The following is a 13,747-nucleotide window of genomic DNA, read 5'->3' on the forward strand; positions in this document are numbered from 1 at the left end:
CGTGGCCTCCTCGAAGAAGAAGCGCGCCCGCGCCGACCAGCCCTCGACAGCGCAGCGCCCCTCCACCGCGCAGCGCGCCGCCGCGAGCCGCCCGGCCGTGGCGCAGGCGCACGACGAGTTCCGCACCGAGGCCTACCGCTCCGTCCGCGAGACGTTCGCCGCCGGCAAGCCGCTGCGCCGCCGCTGGGACCTGGTGCTCTCGATCCTCGGCTGCCTGGCCCTCGGGCTGCTCTGCGTGGTGCTCGGCTACCTCGCGGCGATCCTCGCCGTCTTCCCCGGCCAGTGCGAGGGGCAGAACATCGCCTGCGACTACGACCGGATCGACTGGGGCGTCTCGCTCGCTCTGATCGGCCCGCCGATCCTGACGCTGATCGCCGTGGGCGTGACGATCATCCGCTACCTCGTCGGCCGCCGGGTGTTCTGGATCCCGATCGTCGCCTTCGTGCTCTGCGTCGGCACCGCGTTCCTCGCGTCCTGGCTCGTCACCAGCTCGATCCCCGGATCCGCTCTGGCCTGAGCGGGGCGGCCGTCGTCCGGCCGCCCCGCGCTCAGCCGGCGCAGGTCGGGTCGTCCGCGAGCGTCACCTCGGTCTTGTTGATCATCGGCGTGACCCGGACGGCCTGCTCGCCGAAGGTCGCGGCGGGGTCGGCGGCGGTGAAGCCGATCGTCACCGTCGTCGACTCGCCGGGGGCCAGCTGCACCGAGACGCGCGCGACCGGCCGGCCGAGGTCGTCGGTCGGGTCGAAGATCCGGGCCGCCTCGCCGAGCGGGTCGGACCAGGAGGCCTGCGCCTGCGAGGTCGTCGTGCCGGGAGGGCCGTAGACGTAGACGTTGGTGACGAAGTCGCCGAGCGGGAAGCGGTTCCCGCCGTTCGCCGCCACGTACTTGGGCAGCGTGCGCGCGACCTTCTCGGTGATCGTGTTGGTCAGCGTCACCTGGGTGGAGAAGCTCGTGCCGCCGGCGGCGCAGCGGTTCGTGCTCGACTGGGTGACCGCGGTGTCGAGGTAGTAGTCCATCTTCGAGCCGACCGACGCGTCCTGGAAGAACACGCCGGTGGTCGAGGTGTCGTCGTTGTCCCTCGGCAGGACCCCCGCGATCGGGGTCGGGGCGAGCAGCGCCTGCTCGTCCGGATCGGTGCTGTAGGCCAGGATCCGGCTCTCGCCGACGGCCTTCACGACGGCCGGGAGCATCTTGGACGGCTCCATGTCGCCGCCGAGGATCTTGCCGAGGATGGTGGCGCTGGCCTCCGAGAAGAAGGCGTCGGTCGCGTCGGCGACCGTCGCGTCCGAGTAGCGGAAGTAGACCTTGTTGAGCAGCGTCGAGACGGTGTTCTCGCTGGTCAGCTCGGTGCCGTCGGTGAGCGTCACCGGGCCGGTCGAGGCGAGCAGGTACTGCAGCGCCATCGGGTCAATCGCGAGCACGCCGTCGATCTTCTCCCCGGGGAACTTCTGCCCCCAGAACTGCGTCGCGATCGAGGCCGCGGTGGGGAAGTCGGGGCGGCTCGTCGACACGTTGAAGGTGGTGGCGAGGTTGCCGCCGAAGGTGTCGAGCGCGCTCTGGTCGACCGAGACCGACTGCAGTCCGCGGAAGTCCTGGCTCGACTGCTGCGTGCCGACCGTGATCGCGCCGCCGTCGATGTTCAGCTGCATCACCGAGGAGGCGCCGCCGCCCAGGGCCTGCGCCTCGGCGAGGTTCTGGAAGAGCACGAGGTAGCTGCGCGGTCCACTGGCGCCGAGGGCGTCGGGGAGGATCGCGGTGATCGGCTGGACCTGGTCCATCGCGCTGGTCGCCGTCTCGAGCTGCGGGGCGAACGCGTCGAGCGCGGAGGCGACCTGCGGCACGAGCGCGCCGCGGTCGATCCCCTCGACGCGGGACTGCGCCTCGTCGACGACGCCCTTGGCGACGGTGATCTTGTCGGAGAGAGCGGTGATCGCCGCGATGTCGACCCGGCCGTCGACCGGCTTGAGCACGTCGAGCGAGGTGGAGGAGAGCGGGGTGACGATCTTGCCCGAGACGTCGTCGGCGATCTCGGTCGCGGCGCGCACGGCGGAGAGGTTCGGGCCGAGGAACGGCACGATCTCCATCACCCGCCACACCGGGTCGTCGGTCTCGTCGCGCGCCTCGCCGGTGAGGGTGGCGATCTGCCCGGCGGTCGACTCCGCGCCCGCCGTGTCGAAGCCGGTGAGCTGGTCGGCGACCTGCGAGACCAGCGGGATGGCGGAGGTGAGCTTGGCGCGCACCGTCATGGCCTTGTCGTAGGTCTGCACCGCGAGGAGCACGGCCACGACCGCGCCGATCACGAGGACCAGCAGGACGGTCAGGGTGATCCAGAGGCCCCGTCTGCTGCGGCGAGGGGTGCCGGAGGCGCGGCGAGAGGAGGTCGTCGTGGTGCTCATTCGAGAGAGCCTAAGCGACGCCCGCCCGCGGACGGCGGTCGATCCGCGCCGTCGTCAACCCAGGAGGAGGGACACGGCGATGAGCACGGGCACCGCCGTGACGGTGGTCACCAGGGCCGTGTCGCGCGCCACGGCGACGCCGCGGTCGTAGCGGGAGGCGAAGTTGAAGATGTTCTGCGCGGTCGGCAGCGCCGCCGTCACGGTCACCGCGAAGAGGTGCTCCGCGTCGAGCGCGAAGGCGAAGCGGCCGAGCAGATAGGCGGTCGCGGGCATCACCAGCGTCTTGAGCAGCGAGGCGACGGCGACCTCGATCCGCCCGGGCCCCGGCTCCAGCGGCCGCTGCCCGCGCAGCGACATCCCGAACGCCATCAGCACGAGCGGGATCGACGCGTTGCCGATGATCGAGAACGGCTCGAGCAGCGGTGCCGGCAGCTGCACCCCGGTGACGGAGACGACCAGGCCGAGCGCCGAGGCGATGATCATCGGGTTCCGCAGCGGCTGGGTGAGGATGCCCGTGACGGAGGCGCGCCCGCTCGTCGAGACGTCGAGCACGGTGAGGATCGTCGGCGCGAGCAGCAGCAGCTGGAGGAGCAGCGTCGGCGCGACCCACTGCGGATCGCCGAGCACGTAGATCGCGACCGGCAGGCCGATGTTGTTGGCGTTCACGTAGGAGGAGGCGGCGGTGCCGATCACCGTCTCCGGCACGGGCCGGCGGAAGAACAGCCGCGACGCGACCAGATAGAGGACCGCCACGATCGCGACCGTGATCAGCGACACCAGGAGGAAGGAGGAGAACAGCACCGTCACGTCGGCGCGGGCGAGCACCGTGAACAGCAGCGCCGGCGTCGTGACGAAGAAGGCGATGCGGGTGAGGACGGCGCGGCCCTCGGGCGGCACCAGGCCGAACCGGGCGATCAGGTAGCCGACCGCGATGACCGTCCCGATGATCGCGAACCCGGTGAGCACTCCCTCCACGGCGTCCTCCGTCTCGTCGGCGGAGCCGGGCGGCTCGCGGGCTGGGATCGTCGGCGCGGGTCGGCGCACCGCGTCCAGCCTAGGAGGCGCCGCCCGTTGCCCCGTCGCGAGGCCGGGCCTACGGTGGGCGCATGCCGCATCTCGAGGTCCCCGGAGCGACCCTGCACTGGGAGGCGGACGGCCCCGCCTCCGCCCCCGCCCTCCTGCTCGTGCACGCGGGCATCACCGATCTGCGGATGTGGGACCCGGTCGTCCCCGCGCTCGCGGAGGACCACCTGGTCATCCGCTACGACACCCGCGGCTTCGGCGAGACCCGGACGGACGACGTCGAGTTCGACTCGCGGCAGGACGCCCTCGACGTGCTCGAGCACCTCGGCGTCGAGCGCGCGACGGTGATCGGCTGCTCCCGCGGCGGCTCGCTCGTCCTCGACCTGACGCTCGAGCACCCCGACCGCGTCACCGGCCTGGTGCTGATCGCCCCCGGCGTCGGCGGCTTCCCCTACCCGGACCTCACCGAGGAGGAGGACCGCCGCTTCGACGAGATCGACGCGGTGCTGACCGCCGGCGACCACGAGCGCGTCGCGCGGATGGAGGCGGAGCTGTGGGCGTTCGGCCCCGACCGCGACCCCGCCTCGCTCGATCCCGCCTTCGTCGAGACCGTGCGCGAGCTCGCCCGCGGCCGGGCCGGCCACGAGGGCGAGAAGCCGCGGCCGACCGCGATCGAGCCGCCCGCCTACGACCGCGTCGTCGACATCGCCGTGCCCACGCTCGCGATGGTCGGCGCGCACGACGTCTCCGAGTCGCTCCCCGTGCACGCCTTCCTCTCGGCGACCGTGCCGGGCGCCGACGCCCACGTCTTCGAGGACGCGGCCCACCTCCCGAGCGTCGAGCGACCGGAGGAGTTCCTCGCGGTCCTCCGCCCGTGGCTGGCGTCCCACCGCCTCTGACGCGGGGCCGCCAACGGTCCGCCGCGGCGGACGCGCCCACGACGGCGCACAGTCATGCTGGTCGAGTAGCCCCGCAGGGGCGTATCGAGACCCACCGTCATCAGCAGGCGGACTCTGCAGACTCGACTTCTGACGCTGGTGGATCTCGATACGCCCGCTCCGCGGTCTACTCGATCAGCATGGGCGGGCCCAGCGCGGCGGAGAAGCGTGGACATCCCCGCACCCCTGTTGGTCGCGCAGCGCGCAGGGAAACGGGCGCGCCAGCGCGCAACGTGGTCGCGGTGCGTGCAGAGAACGGGTGCGACAGCGCGCCGTCATGCTGGTCGAGTAGCGCGCAGCGCGTATCGAGACCCCACTTTCCACAGAAGGGTGACGCACCCGCGACGCCGTCAGCGGTTCTTGAAGTAGCGGAACAGGTGCTTCTCGCGCGTCGTCAACACGCCGAGAACGACGCCCGTCCCCGCGCACAGCACGGCGACGGCCGGCGTCCGAAGGCCCTGGATCAGGGTCGCCGCTGCGTCGACAGGCGGACCGGTGCTCGAGAAGAACAGGGCGACGGCGAGGCCCGCCGAGCCGACCGGGATCAGCCACGCGAGCGACTCCAGCAGCAGGACCGCCAGCAGCTCGATCCGGTGGACGCGCGAGTGCAAGGCGGAGGCGAGCTCGACCCGGCGCAGGGCGGTCACCGCCCAGCACGAGGATGCTGAAGATCAGAAGTCTGGCGACGAGGGAGTGATCCAGGCGGCGAGGTCTACAGCGCTGGCGCCTGTGTCCCCGAGGGCGCGGGCCAGCGCGGGAGAGACGAAGCGGACCAGTGCGCTGGAGCGGAGGCGGCCGTGTGGATCGATGAAGCGTCCGATGTGGAGGGTCTCCCGGCCGACGACGTCGCTCTCGAAGATGCGGTCGATGGCGTCGAGCGTCTGGAGTCCCCAGGGGGAATGAACAACCAGGAAGGAGTCGCCCAGGACACGGCGGAGACCGCGGCGGACCGGCTCCGGATCAGTGGCACTCGCGATCCCGAACCACCCGCGTTCGTCGCAGTGGGCGACGTAGGACACGAGCCCGGACTCGCGGAGACCGTCGACGACAGCCATCACCTCCACCGCGAGGACTTCCGCTCTCGTCGTCCGGCCGCCGGCGACGAGAGGAGGCTCGGCACGGTCGCCGAGAGCGTCCGGGAATCGCACCGGCTCTCGGAACGGGACGATGCGGGCCTCGGTGATTCCTTCGCCCCGCCAGACGCCCTCGACCGTGACGACGTCGACGCCGGCGGGAGCGGACTCGAGAGTCAGCGGAACGCTCGGCGCCGCCTGCTCGACGACGATGTCCTAGAGGCCGGCGCCCACTGCGGCGAGGCGAAGGCCTCCGGCCCCTCGCTCCAGCCGACCCGTGGCGACGACGCCATCGCCGGCTGAGACGACGAGCGAGGAGATCGGTCGGAGATCGCCGTCCTGGGCGCTCATCGCCCAGCCAGCCCCGTCGATTTCGCCGTCCGCGTCGTACCCATACATGGATGATAGGAACGCGAGGTCACGATGTCGACCGTGGCGCGTCACGACCGGCGCTCCTGCTGCTCGAGGAATGCGCAGCGCGTGTCGCGCCGGCGTTCTGCAGGAGAGCCGATCTCGATACGCCCGCTGCGCGGGCTACTCGATCAGCATGGACAGGCCCAGCGCGGCCGAGACGCGTGAACATCCCGGCAACCCCGCTGGTCGCGAAGCTCGCAAGGAACGGGTGCGACAGCGCGCGATTCGATCGCGGAACGCGTGAAGAACGGGCGCGCCAGCGCGCCATCATGCTGGTCGAGTGGCGCGCAGCGCGTATCGAGACCCCACGCACTGCAGAACGGTGGATCTCGATACGCCCGCTGCGCGGGCTACTCGATCAGCATGATCGGCCCATCGCCGGCGCGAGCGCGCCGCTCCTACGCCACGTCGGCGAGGTCGAACGCCCAGTCGGCGTAGAGGACGGGCGGGTCGCCCGCCTCCACGACGTCGACGCGGTCGAAGCCGGCCTCGACGCAGATCGCGCTGTCCTCCGCGTCGTCCGCGGGGACGTACGCGTGCACGAAGCGCGGCAGCGGGAACGCCGCCGCCTCCTCGAGGAGCAGGCGCACGGAGCGCGTCACGACGCCGCGATCGCGGGCTGTGGGAGCGATGCTCCAGCCCGTCTCGTAGGCGAGGGTGCCACGCGAGTGGCCGTACCAATAGCCGATGGAGCCGACGCAGTGCCCGTCGAGCTCGATCGCGTAGAAGAAACCGCTCCCCTCGGCCCAACCGCGCAGGTAGCGGTCGTGCCGGTCGAGGAACTCGCCTTCTGTCTCGAGATGCTCCCCGGACTCCGCGAGATCGCTGCGGAGCGCGGTGACGTCCGTCTGCGGCCAGGGCAGGAGTCGGAGGGTCTCGGACTGCTGATCGATGCTGACTGTTCTGTGGTCGCTTCCGGGTTCGGGTCCCGTCACGCGATCCGATCCTTCCTCTTGAAGGTGGACCGACGCCCTGCCGCTCCGCCAGGTGTTCGGAGTCGCAGGTCGATCGGATGGCCGCCGGGTGTGCGCAGCCGAGATGTCCGCACCATCTTCGACCCCTGGGAGGAGCCTTGGCGGGAACCTCGCGAATCTAGCCCCGGAAGGGGGGTGCTACCTGCGAAAAGGCTGGTCGCGGGCTGATATCGGGCGCCGATTCGCCCGTCGATCCGCGCAGAAGGGTCCGTTTCGGCGGAGTCGTGCGCCACGGTCGCCGACCTCGCGGATTCGCTCCGGGCCCACGCAAGAAAAGCGCGCGCCGCGGCCCATACGCTCGGGGATGGGCCGGATCCGGCCCGAACCACCCGGTTATACGAGCGTGAGGAGGATCACCATGTCGCAATTCGTGCAGAGCACCGTCGTCGGAGAACCCGAGGTCGTCGAGGACCGCATCGAGACCTCCCGCGCCTGGCTCCGCCTCAAGGCCGCGGCCACTGCGCTCCAGCCGCTCCAGACGCAGGACGGCTCGCTGGCCGACCCGGACCGCCTGGACGACGCCCGCGCCGAGATCGAGCACCTCGTCGACGCGATCCGCGCCCTCGCGCCCGCCTTCCCGCACGACGCCGCCTACCTCGAGGCGCTCGTCGTCGACTTCGAGCGCTGGAGCGCCGAGGGCCTCGGCGTCCCGGACTTCCTCGACTCGCTGCAGACGTTCCAGCCGCAGCTCGACCGCGTCGACGGGCTGCGCCACCTGGTCGTCTTCCCGATGCTCACGCAGAACGGCAGCCGCGACCGGCACGTCGAGGCCGTGCTCGTCGAGGTCGTCTGGCCGCGCTTCGTCGCCGAGCTCGAGGCGGGCGACTACTCGAACGCGCTGTTCGTGCCGGTGCGCTTCGTCGACTTCACCGCCGGCTACGACACGGACAGCGCCGTGCTCTTCCCCGAGACCGTCGCGATGCGCGCCGTCCCCGCCTTCACCTGGGGGGCGATCTTCGCGGACCGCGAGGCCGCGCGCTTCCGCCGCGTCGTCTCGGCCGCGGCGGAGATCACCCGGCTGGAGCTGCCGGCGGACGCGCGCCGGATGCTCGAGGATCAGCACACCGCGGAGGAGGCCTTCGTGATGTGGGACCTCATCCACGACCGCACCCACATGCGCGGCGACCTGCCGTTCGACCCGTTCATGATCAAGCAGCGGATGCCGTTCTTCCTCTACTCGCTCGAGGAGCTGCGCTGCGATCTGACCGCGTTCCGCGAGTCCGTCGCGATCGAGCGGCGCCTGGCCGGCCAGGAGCACCGCGACGGCGAGGAGGAGGCGCTCTCGGCGCGGGCGCGCTTGGTCCAATACGCGATCCTCTTCGACCGGCTGTTCCGCTTCCCGCTGACCGGCTCGCGGGTGCGCAACTACGACGGGCTCGGCGGCCAGCTGCTCTTCGCCTGGCTGCACCAGCACGGCGTCCTGCACTGGACCGACACCCGGCTCGCCTTCGAGTGGGACAGCGTCGCCGACGTCGTCGTCGCGCTCTCGGACGCCATCGACGAGCTCTACTGGCGCTCGATCGACCGGCCGAAGACCGCGCACTGGCTCGCCGCCTACGCGCTTGTCGCGGCGACGGTGACGCCGCACCCCGCCTCCGCCTGGGCGCGCGGGCTGCCGGACGAGGTGCTCCTCGGCGCTCCGCGCGGGCTGACCGACGCGGTGCTGGACGACGAGTTCCCGCTGTCCATGTTCTACGAGGCCCTCGGCAAGAAGATGGGCGACGTGATCGCGTCGACCGCGGGCATCACCGGGCGGGACTGACCGTGCCGGCACTCCTTCCGCTCCGGCCCGACCGGGGCGGGAGGAGCGTCATGCGGCGACTCGCGCGTCGGCTCGCCCGACCGTCGTCGGTTAGCGTGGGGCGCATGCCTTCTGGCGCCGTCGCTGCCGACCCCTTCGATGCGGGCTGGACCCGGCGCGCGCCGACCCGCGCCGCGTACGTCCGCGACTCCGTCGCCGCGGGCGTCCTGCTGGCGGCGACGCTCCTCTCGGTCGCCCTCTACACCTCGGCGGGCTTCACCGACGCCGCGCACCCCGCCGTGAGCACGCTCTGGGCGCTCGCGATGACCCTCCCGCTGGCCCTGCGCCGGCGGTTCCCGTCGACCGTGGCGGTCGCGCTCACCGCGGTCTACGCCCTCGGGCTGATCCTCCAGGTGCCCGAGTCGCTGTTCAACCAGATCTGCCTGTACCTCGCGCTCTACACGGTCGGGGCCTGGAGTCGCGACCGGCGTCTCGCGCTCGTCGTGCGCACGGTGATCGCGGTCGGCATGCTCGGCTGGCTGATCGTCACCCTCGCCACCGGCGCGCCGGTGAGCAGTCCGCTCCCGGCCGAGGAGTCCGCGGGGCTGCTCCCGCCGTACATCGCGGAGTCGGCGCTGGCCGTCGTCGCGAACCTGCTCTACTTCGGCAGCGCCTACGTCTTCGGCGACGCGTCCTGGCAGTCGGCGCGGCGGCTGGAGGCGCTCGAGGCGCGCACGGCCGAGCTCGACGACGAGCGGGAGCGCTCCTCCCGCCAGGCCGTCTCCTCGGAGCGGCTGCGCATCGCCCGCGAACTGCACGACGTCGTCGCCCACCACGTCAGCGTGATGGGCGTGCAGGCGGGGGCGGCTCGGCGGGTGCTCGCGCGCGATCCGGAGCGGGCGGCGACGGCGCTGAGCGCGATCGAGAGCGACGCGCGCTCGGCGATCGAGGAGCTCCACCGCATCCTGATCGCCCTCCGCACCGAGGACACGGCCCTCGACCCGCACACCGATGCGGCCTCGACCCGCGGAGTGGCGCAGCTCGAGGAGCTCGTCGTCGCCGCGACGGGCTCCGGTCTGCCCGCCGTGTTCCTCACCGTCGGGGAGCCGCGTGACATCCCGGCGACCGCGGGCCTCAGCCTCTACCGGATCGCGCAGGAGTCGCTCACGAACGTCCGCAAGCACGCGGGGCGCGGGGCGACCGCCGAGGTGCGCCTGCGCTACCTCGAGGACGCCGTCGAGCTCGAGGTCGCCGACGACGGGGGCGAGGGAGCGCAGCCCGTGGCCGCGACGTCGTGCGGCCTGGGGCACACCGGCATGATCGAGCGCGCGGCGGCCGTCGGCGGCACGGTCGAGACAGGGCCGAGCGGCTCCGGCTACCTGGTGCGCGCCCGCGTCCCTCTGACGAGCGTCCGCGCGGGGGCCGGGGAGCAGGTAGCGTCGTCCGAGGTGTCGTGGGGGCGCCGGGAGCGAGCGAGCGGGGGGCGCGCATGACGGCCGATGTCCGGGTGCTGCTCGTCGACGACCAGGAGCTCGTCCGCGCCGGCTTCCGCACCATCCTCGAGTCCGAGCCGGGGATCGTCGTCGTCGGCGAGGCCCGCACCGGGATCGAGGCGATCGAGCGCGCCTCCGAGCTGTGCCCGGACGTCATCTGCATGGACGTGCAGATGCCCGGGATGGACGGCCTCGCCGCGACCCGCGAGATCGTCAAGGATCCGCGCCTGTGCTCCAGCGTCCTCATCCTGACCACCTTCGACCGCGACGACTACCTCTTCGAGGCGCTGTCCTCCGGAGCGAGCGGCTTCCTGCTCAAGAACGCGTCCCCGGAGGCGCTCGTCGAGGCCGTGCAGGTCGTGGCGCGCGGCGACGCGATGCTCGCCCCCGACGTGACCCGCCGCGTGCTCGAGCGCTTCGCGACGGCGCCGGCCCGGGCCGCCGAGGTGCACCCCGGCATCGAGGAGCTCACCGACCGCGAGCGCGAGGTGCTGGTGCACCTGGCCCGCGGCTCGTCCAACGCCGAGATCGCCGCCGAGCTCTTCGTCGGCGAGGCGACCGTGAAGACGCACGTGTCCAAGATCCTGATGAAGCTGCGCGTCCGCGACCGCATCCAGGCCGTCGTCTTCGCCTACGAGCACGGGATCGCGGTGCCGGGGCGGTCCTGACCGATCCGGTCCGGGTGGCGTCCGATCGTGCCCGACGCGACGCGTGCGTGCCCGTTCGGGCGTCAGCGCCGCGGCTGGGCCGGGGCCGGACGTGGCGGGATTCGACGGACGAACTCCATGCGGATGTCGGGGACGATCTTCCGGTCGAGCACGACGGTCATGTAGCGGCCGTCGACCCGGGCGCCGATGGCGACCACGTCGGGGTCGGTGTCGACGCGGTAGCCGCGCAGCGCCTCGCCGTCGACGACGACCGGGACGCCGCGCACGACGTCCTCGTCGCGGAGGGCGGCGGCGACCACCGGCATGCCGCCGCGGCGGGTGCGGACGCGGCCGGGGAAGGTGTTGCGGAGCACGTCGCCCATGTGCGCGGCGAGGCGCGACTCCAGCGGCCGGCTGCGCTCGGCGGGGATCGGCACGGAGGTGCGGACCGCCTCCCACAGCACGGGGTAGCGCATCCGGGTGACCTGGTCGACCATCCACGGCGGGAGGTGATCGTTCTCGGCGCGCTCGATCGCGCGCTTCTGCTCCGGGGTGAGCGGGACGTGGTTGACCGGGTCGGCGCGATTGCGCGGATTCTTGTAGAACGAGTAGGAGAGGGAGATCTCGACGAAGCGTCCGAGCGCCATGGTCTGGGCTGCCGCGAACTCCTCGAGACGGGGCTGCGGGGCGAACGCGAGGACGGGATCGCCGAAGCGAGCCGCGATCTCGTCCACCCCGGGAGGGGCGGGCATGTCGCGGACCGCCCCCGAAGTGTCCATGCGCATAGGACAAGAGTGGCCTGCCGCTCACCCGATACCAACTTCTTGACGGCAATCGGCTTTCGCGGGAGAGAGCGTTCACGCGATGGAAACACGGGCGTCAGCGGCGCGCGCTCCCCAGGATCGAGCGGCGACGGGCTGCGAGGATGGGGGGATGAGCGCTCTGCACGATCCCGACCTCCGCGGTTTCGCCTCCGACAACTACTCCGGTGTGCACGAGGAGGTGCTCGCTGCGATCGCGGCCGCGAACGGTGCTCACCAGGTCGCGTACGGCGAGGACGTCTACACCGCGGAGCTCCAGCGCGTCTTCCGCCGCGAGTTCGGCGAGCAGGCGGAGGCGTTCCCCGTCTTCAACGGAACCGGGGCGAACGTGACCGGTCTGCAGTCGATGCTGCCCCGCTGGGGAGCGGTCGTCTCGGCCGGCACCGCCCACATCAACTCGGACGAGGGCGGGGCCCCCGAGAAGGTCGGCGGGATCAAGATCCTCACCGTCGACAGCCCCGACGGGAAGCTCACACCCGCGCTGGTGGACGAGCAGGCCTGGGGCTTCGGCGACGAGCACCGCGCTCAGCCGCTGGTCGTCTCGATCACGCAGTCGACCGAGCTCGGCACCGTCTACACACCCGAGGAGGTGCGCGCTCTCGCCGACCAGGCCCACGAACGGGGGATGCGGCTCCACATGGACGGCGCGCGGATCGCGAACGCCGGAGCGGCCCTCGGACTGCCCCTCCGGGCCTTCACCAGCGACGCCGGAGTCGACGTGCTCTCCTTCGGCGGCACCAAGAACGGGATGCTGCTCGGCGAGGCGATCGTCGTGCTCGACCCCGAGGCGTCCAGCGGGCTGACCTTCCTCCGCAAGACCAACATGCAGCTGTCCTCGAAGATGCGCTTCCTCTCGGCGCAGCTGCTCGCGATGCTCGGCGAGGACGGCGAGGCGGAGCCGCTCTGGCTGCGCTCGGCACGGCACGCGAACGCGATGGCCGCGCGGCTGCGCTCGCAGCTGGACGAGGCCGTGGCGGCGGGGCGGATCACCGGGCTCGCCTTCACCCAGCCGACGCAGGCGAACGCGGTGTTCGCGACGCTGCCTGCGGGAGTGGCGGACCGCCTCCGCGCCGCCTACCGCTTCTACGACTGGAACCCGGCGACGGGCGAGGTGCGCTGGGTCTGCTCGTTCGACACCGGCGAGGACGACATCGACGCGTTCACGGCGGCGATCGAGCGCGAGCTGGCGGCGTGAGGACGCGCGCCGTCGGGGCGGGGGCGGCGCTGCTCGTCGCGATCGGGCTGCTCGCGGGCTGCACGGCGGCCGAGCCGGAGGCCGGCGGGACGGCGTCCGAGTCGGCGCCTCCCACGGCCTCCGCGTCGCCCGCCCCGAGCCGCTCCTCGGCCGCCCGGCTCGACTGCGACGCCCTGCTGCCGGTCGCGCGCGCCTCGAGCGCCCTCGGGATCGCAGCCGGCTCGCTCGAGGGGACGCGGGACGAGGCGGTGCGCTCGTCGGCCGAGCTGATCCGCGAGTCGGCGCAGGAGAACGGCGGACTGCTGACCTGCGCCTGGTACGAGGAGGACGGCACGGCATCGATCGTCGCCTCCGCGGCGGAGGACGCGGCGGACGCCTTCGCCGCGGCCGGTCTCTCCGGCGGAACGCGCCTCGCGACCGATGTCGAGGCCTACAGCGCCTGCTCCGTCGAGGTCTGCTCCGTCGATCTGCTCACCGGCTCGACCTGGGTGACGCTCGCGCTGACCGGCTCGCCGGCCGACGCCGATCTCACCGCACTCGCCACGGCCACCGCCGCGGCCGCCGACGGCCGGCTCGACGAGCCCGTCACCGCGACCGCTCCGGTCTGCGCCGAGGTGCTGACCGGCGAGCAGCTGGCGACGACGGCCGGGCTGGTCGAGGCCACTCCGGGCACCGGGACCGAGGGCGTCACGCCGTCGACGGCCTCCGCCGCGGCCGCCGCCCGCGCGGGCTACGCCTCGTGCACCTGGACCGACGCGACCAGCAGCAGCTACGCGGGCCTGAGCGTCGACGTGCTGCCGAACGGCGAGGACGGCTGGCGCAACCTCTCCCTGACGACCGGGCTCGCCGTCACGCTCACTCCGCTCGACGGCCTCGGCGACCGGGCGCTCTCGGGCTGCGGCGGCGGCTCGTGCGAGGTCGACGTGCTGGCCGATGACACGTGGTGGCGCGTGCTCGTGACGGGCGACGCGGCTCGAGCCGAGTCCGTGGCGCGAGCGGTCATCGCCGGCTGATCCCCCGCCGCGAGATGCC

General features: G+C 72.4%; 13 protein-coding genes. 8 read left to right on the forward strand and 5 right to left on the reverse strand.

Going from position 1 to position 13,747, the window contains the following annotated elements; translation table 11 throughout:
* Position 1 precedes the first annotated feature (1 nt).
* Positions 2–517 (forward strand): DUF6264 family protein, encoded by a 516-nt coding sequence (locus GTU73_RS00205; RefSeq protein ID WP_160085931.1) that lies wholly within the window; start codon positions 2–4, stop codon positions 515–517.
* A gap of 31 nt (positions 518–548) precedes the next feature.
* Here GTU73_RS00205 and GTU73_RS00210 read toward each other — a convergent pair whose 3' ends face one another.
* Positions 549–2,396 carry a DUF4012 domain-containing protein gene (locus tag GTU73_RS00210; RefSeq protein WP_160085933.1) on the reverse strand — a complete coding sequence of 616 codons (1,848 nt, stop codon included), beginning with the start codon at positions 2,394–2,396 and terminating at the stop codon, positions 549–551.
* A 54-nt stretch (positions 2,397–2,450) separates the two neighbouring features.
* Positions 2,451–3,371 (reverse strand): AEC family transporter, encoded by a 921-nt coding sequence (locus tag GTU73_RS00215; protein ID WP_123736312.1) that lies wholly within the window; start codon positions 3,369–3,371, stop codon positions 2,451–2,453.
* A gap of 131 nt (positions 3,372–3,502) precedes the next feature.
* Between GTU73_RS00215 and GTU73_RS00220 the strand changes: the two genes are divergently transcribed.
* Positions 3,503–4,318 (forward strand): alpha/beta fold hydrolase, encoded by an 816-nt coding sequence (locus tag GTU73_RS00220; RefSeq protein ID WP_160085935.1) that lies wholly within the window; start codon positions 3,503–3,505, stop codon positions 4,316–4,318.
* A gap of 389 nt (positions 4,319–4,707) precedes the next feature.
* Here GTU73_RS00220 and GTU73_RS00225 read toward each other — a convergent pair whose 3' ends face one another.
* Positions 4,708–5,004 carry a hypothetical protein gene (locus GTU73_RS00225; RefSeq protein ID WP_160085937.1) on the reverse strand — a complete coding sequence of 99 codons (297 nt, stop codon included), beginning with the start codon at positions 5,002–5,004 and terminating at the stop codon, positions 4,708–4,710.
* A gap of 150 nt (positions 5,005–5,154) precedes the next feature.
* Between GTU73_RS00225 and GTU73_RS00230 the strand changes: the two genes are divergently transcribed.
* Positions 5,155–5,733: a hypothetical protein gene (locus GTU73_RS00230; protein WP_160085939.1), complete on the forward strand. Its 579-nt coding sequence runs from the start codon at positions 5,155–5,157 to the stop codon at positions 5,731–5,733.
* Positions 5,734–6,242: 509 nt separating this feature from the next.
* On the opposite strand, the gene GTU73_RS00235 is transcribed toward GTU73_RS00230, so the two are convergent.
* Positions 6,243–6,779: a GNAT family N-acetyltransferase gene (locus GTU73_RS00235; RefSeq protein WP_160085941.1), complete on the reverse strand. Its 537-nt coding sequence runs from the start codon at positions 6,777–6,779 to the stop codon at positions 6,243–6,245.
* A 397-nt stretch (positions 6,780–7,176) separates the two neighbouring features.
* On the opposite strand from GTU73_RS00235, the gene GTU73_RS00240 reads away from it, so the two are divergent.
* The 3 genes from GTU73_RS00240 (at position 7,177) to GTU73_RS00250 (ending at position 10,720) form a co-directional block, all read left to right on the forward strand.
* A complete protein-coding gene (locus GTU73_RS00240) occupies positions 7,177–8,580 on the forward strand; it encodes a DUF6421 family protein (protein ID WP_160085943.1) in 1,404 nt (467 codons plus the stop codon).
* A gap of 104 nt (positions 8,581–8,684) precedes the next feature.
* The gene (locus tag GTU73_RS00245; protein WP_160085946.1) at positions 8,685–10,052 is read left to right on the forward strand and encodes a histidine kinase; all 1,368 of its coding nucleotides are present in this window, start codon (positions 8,685–8,687) and stop codon (positions 10,050–10,052) included.
* Positions 10,049–10,720, forward strand: coding sequence for a response regulator transcription factor (locus GTU73_RS00250; RefSeq protein WP_160085948.1), 672 nt, complete (start codon positions 10,049–10,051; stop codon positions 10,718–10,720). Before GTU73_RS00245 ends, GTU73_RS00250 begins: the two co-directional genes overlap by 4 nt.
* Before the next feature lie 62 nt (positions 10,721–10,782).
* Here the strand turns inward: GTU73_RS00250 and GTU73_RS00255 are convergent, their stop codons facing one another.
* Positions 10,783–11,478, reverse strand: a complete 696-nt coding sequence (locus tag GTU73_RS00255) for a hypothetical protein (protein WP_159421748.1) — start codon at positions 11,476–11,478, stop codon at positions 10,783–10,785.
* A 154-nt stretch (positions 11,479–11,632) separates the two neighbouring features.
* Between GTU73_RS00255 and GTU73_RS00260 the strand changes: the two genes are divergently transcribed.
* Both GTU73_RS00260 and GTU73_RS00265 read left to right on the forward strand, forming a co-directional pair.
* Positions 11,633–12,715: a low specificity L-threonine aldolase gene (locus tag GTU73_RS00260; RefSeq protein WP_160085950.1), complete on the forward strand. Its 1,083-nt coding sequence runs from the start codon at positions 11,633–11,635 to the stop codon at positions 12,713–12,715.
* Positions 12,712–13,728: a hypothetical protein gene (locus GTU73_RS00265; protein WP_160085952.1), complete on the forward strand. Its 1,017-nt coding sequence runs from the start codon at positions 12,712–12,714 to the stop codon at positions 13,726–13,728. Before GTU73_RS00260 ends, GTU73_RS00265 begins: the two co-directional genes overlap by 4 nt.
* Positions 13,729–13,747: the final 19 nt, after the last annotated feature.

It is taken from the genome of Rathayibacter sp. VKM Ac-2804 (genome assembly GCF_009866655.1).
Classification (GTDB): Bacteria; Actinomycetota; Actinomycetes; order Actinomycetales; family Microbacteriaceae; genus Rathayibacter.

Excerpts from the sequence above, each read along its gene's own strand:
- GTU73_RS00250 (WP_160085948.1), top strand. The coding sequence starts at position 10,049 with ATGACGGCCGATGTCCGGGTGCTGCTCGTCGACGACCAGGAGCTCGTC.
- GTU73_RS00260 (WP_160085950.1), top strand. The coding sequence starts at position 11,633 with ATGAGCGCTCTGCACGATCCCGACCTCCGCGGTTTCGCCTCCGACAAC.
- GTU73_RS00220 (WP_160085935.1), top strand. The coding sequence starts at position 3,503 with ATGCCGCATCTCGAGGTCCCCGGAGCGACCCTGCACTGGGAGGCGGAC.
- GTU73_RS00210 (WP_160085933.1), bottom strand. The coding sequence starts at position 2,396 with ATGAGCACCACGACGACCTCCTCTCGCCGCGCCTCCGGCACCCCTCGC.
- GTU73_RS00240 (WP_160085943.1), top strand. The coding sequence starts at position 7,177 with ATGTCGCAATTCGTGCAGAGCACCGTCGTCGGAGAACCCGAGGTCGTC.
- GTU73_RS00255 (WP_159421748.1), bottom strand. The coding sequence starts at position 11,478 with ATGGACACTTCGGGGGCGGTCCGCGACATGCCCGCCCCTCCCGGGGTG.
- GTU73_RS00245 (WP_160085946.1), top strand. The coding sequence starts at position 8,685 with ATGCCTTCTGGCGCCGTCGCTGCCGACCCCTTCGATGCGGGCTGGACC.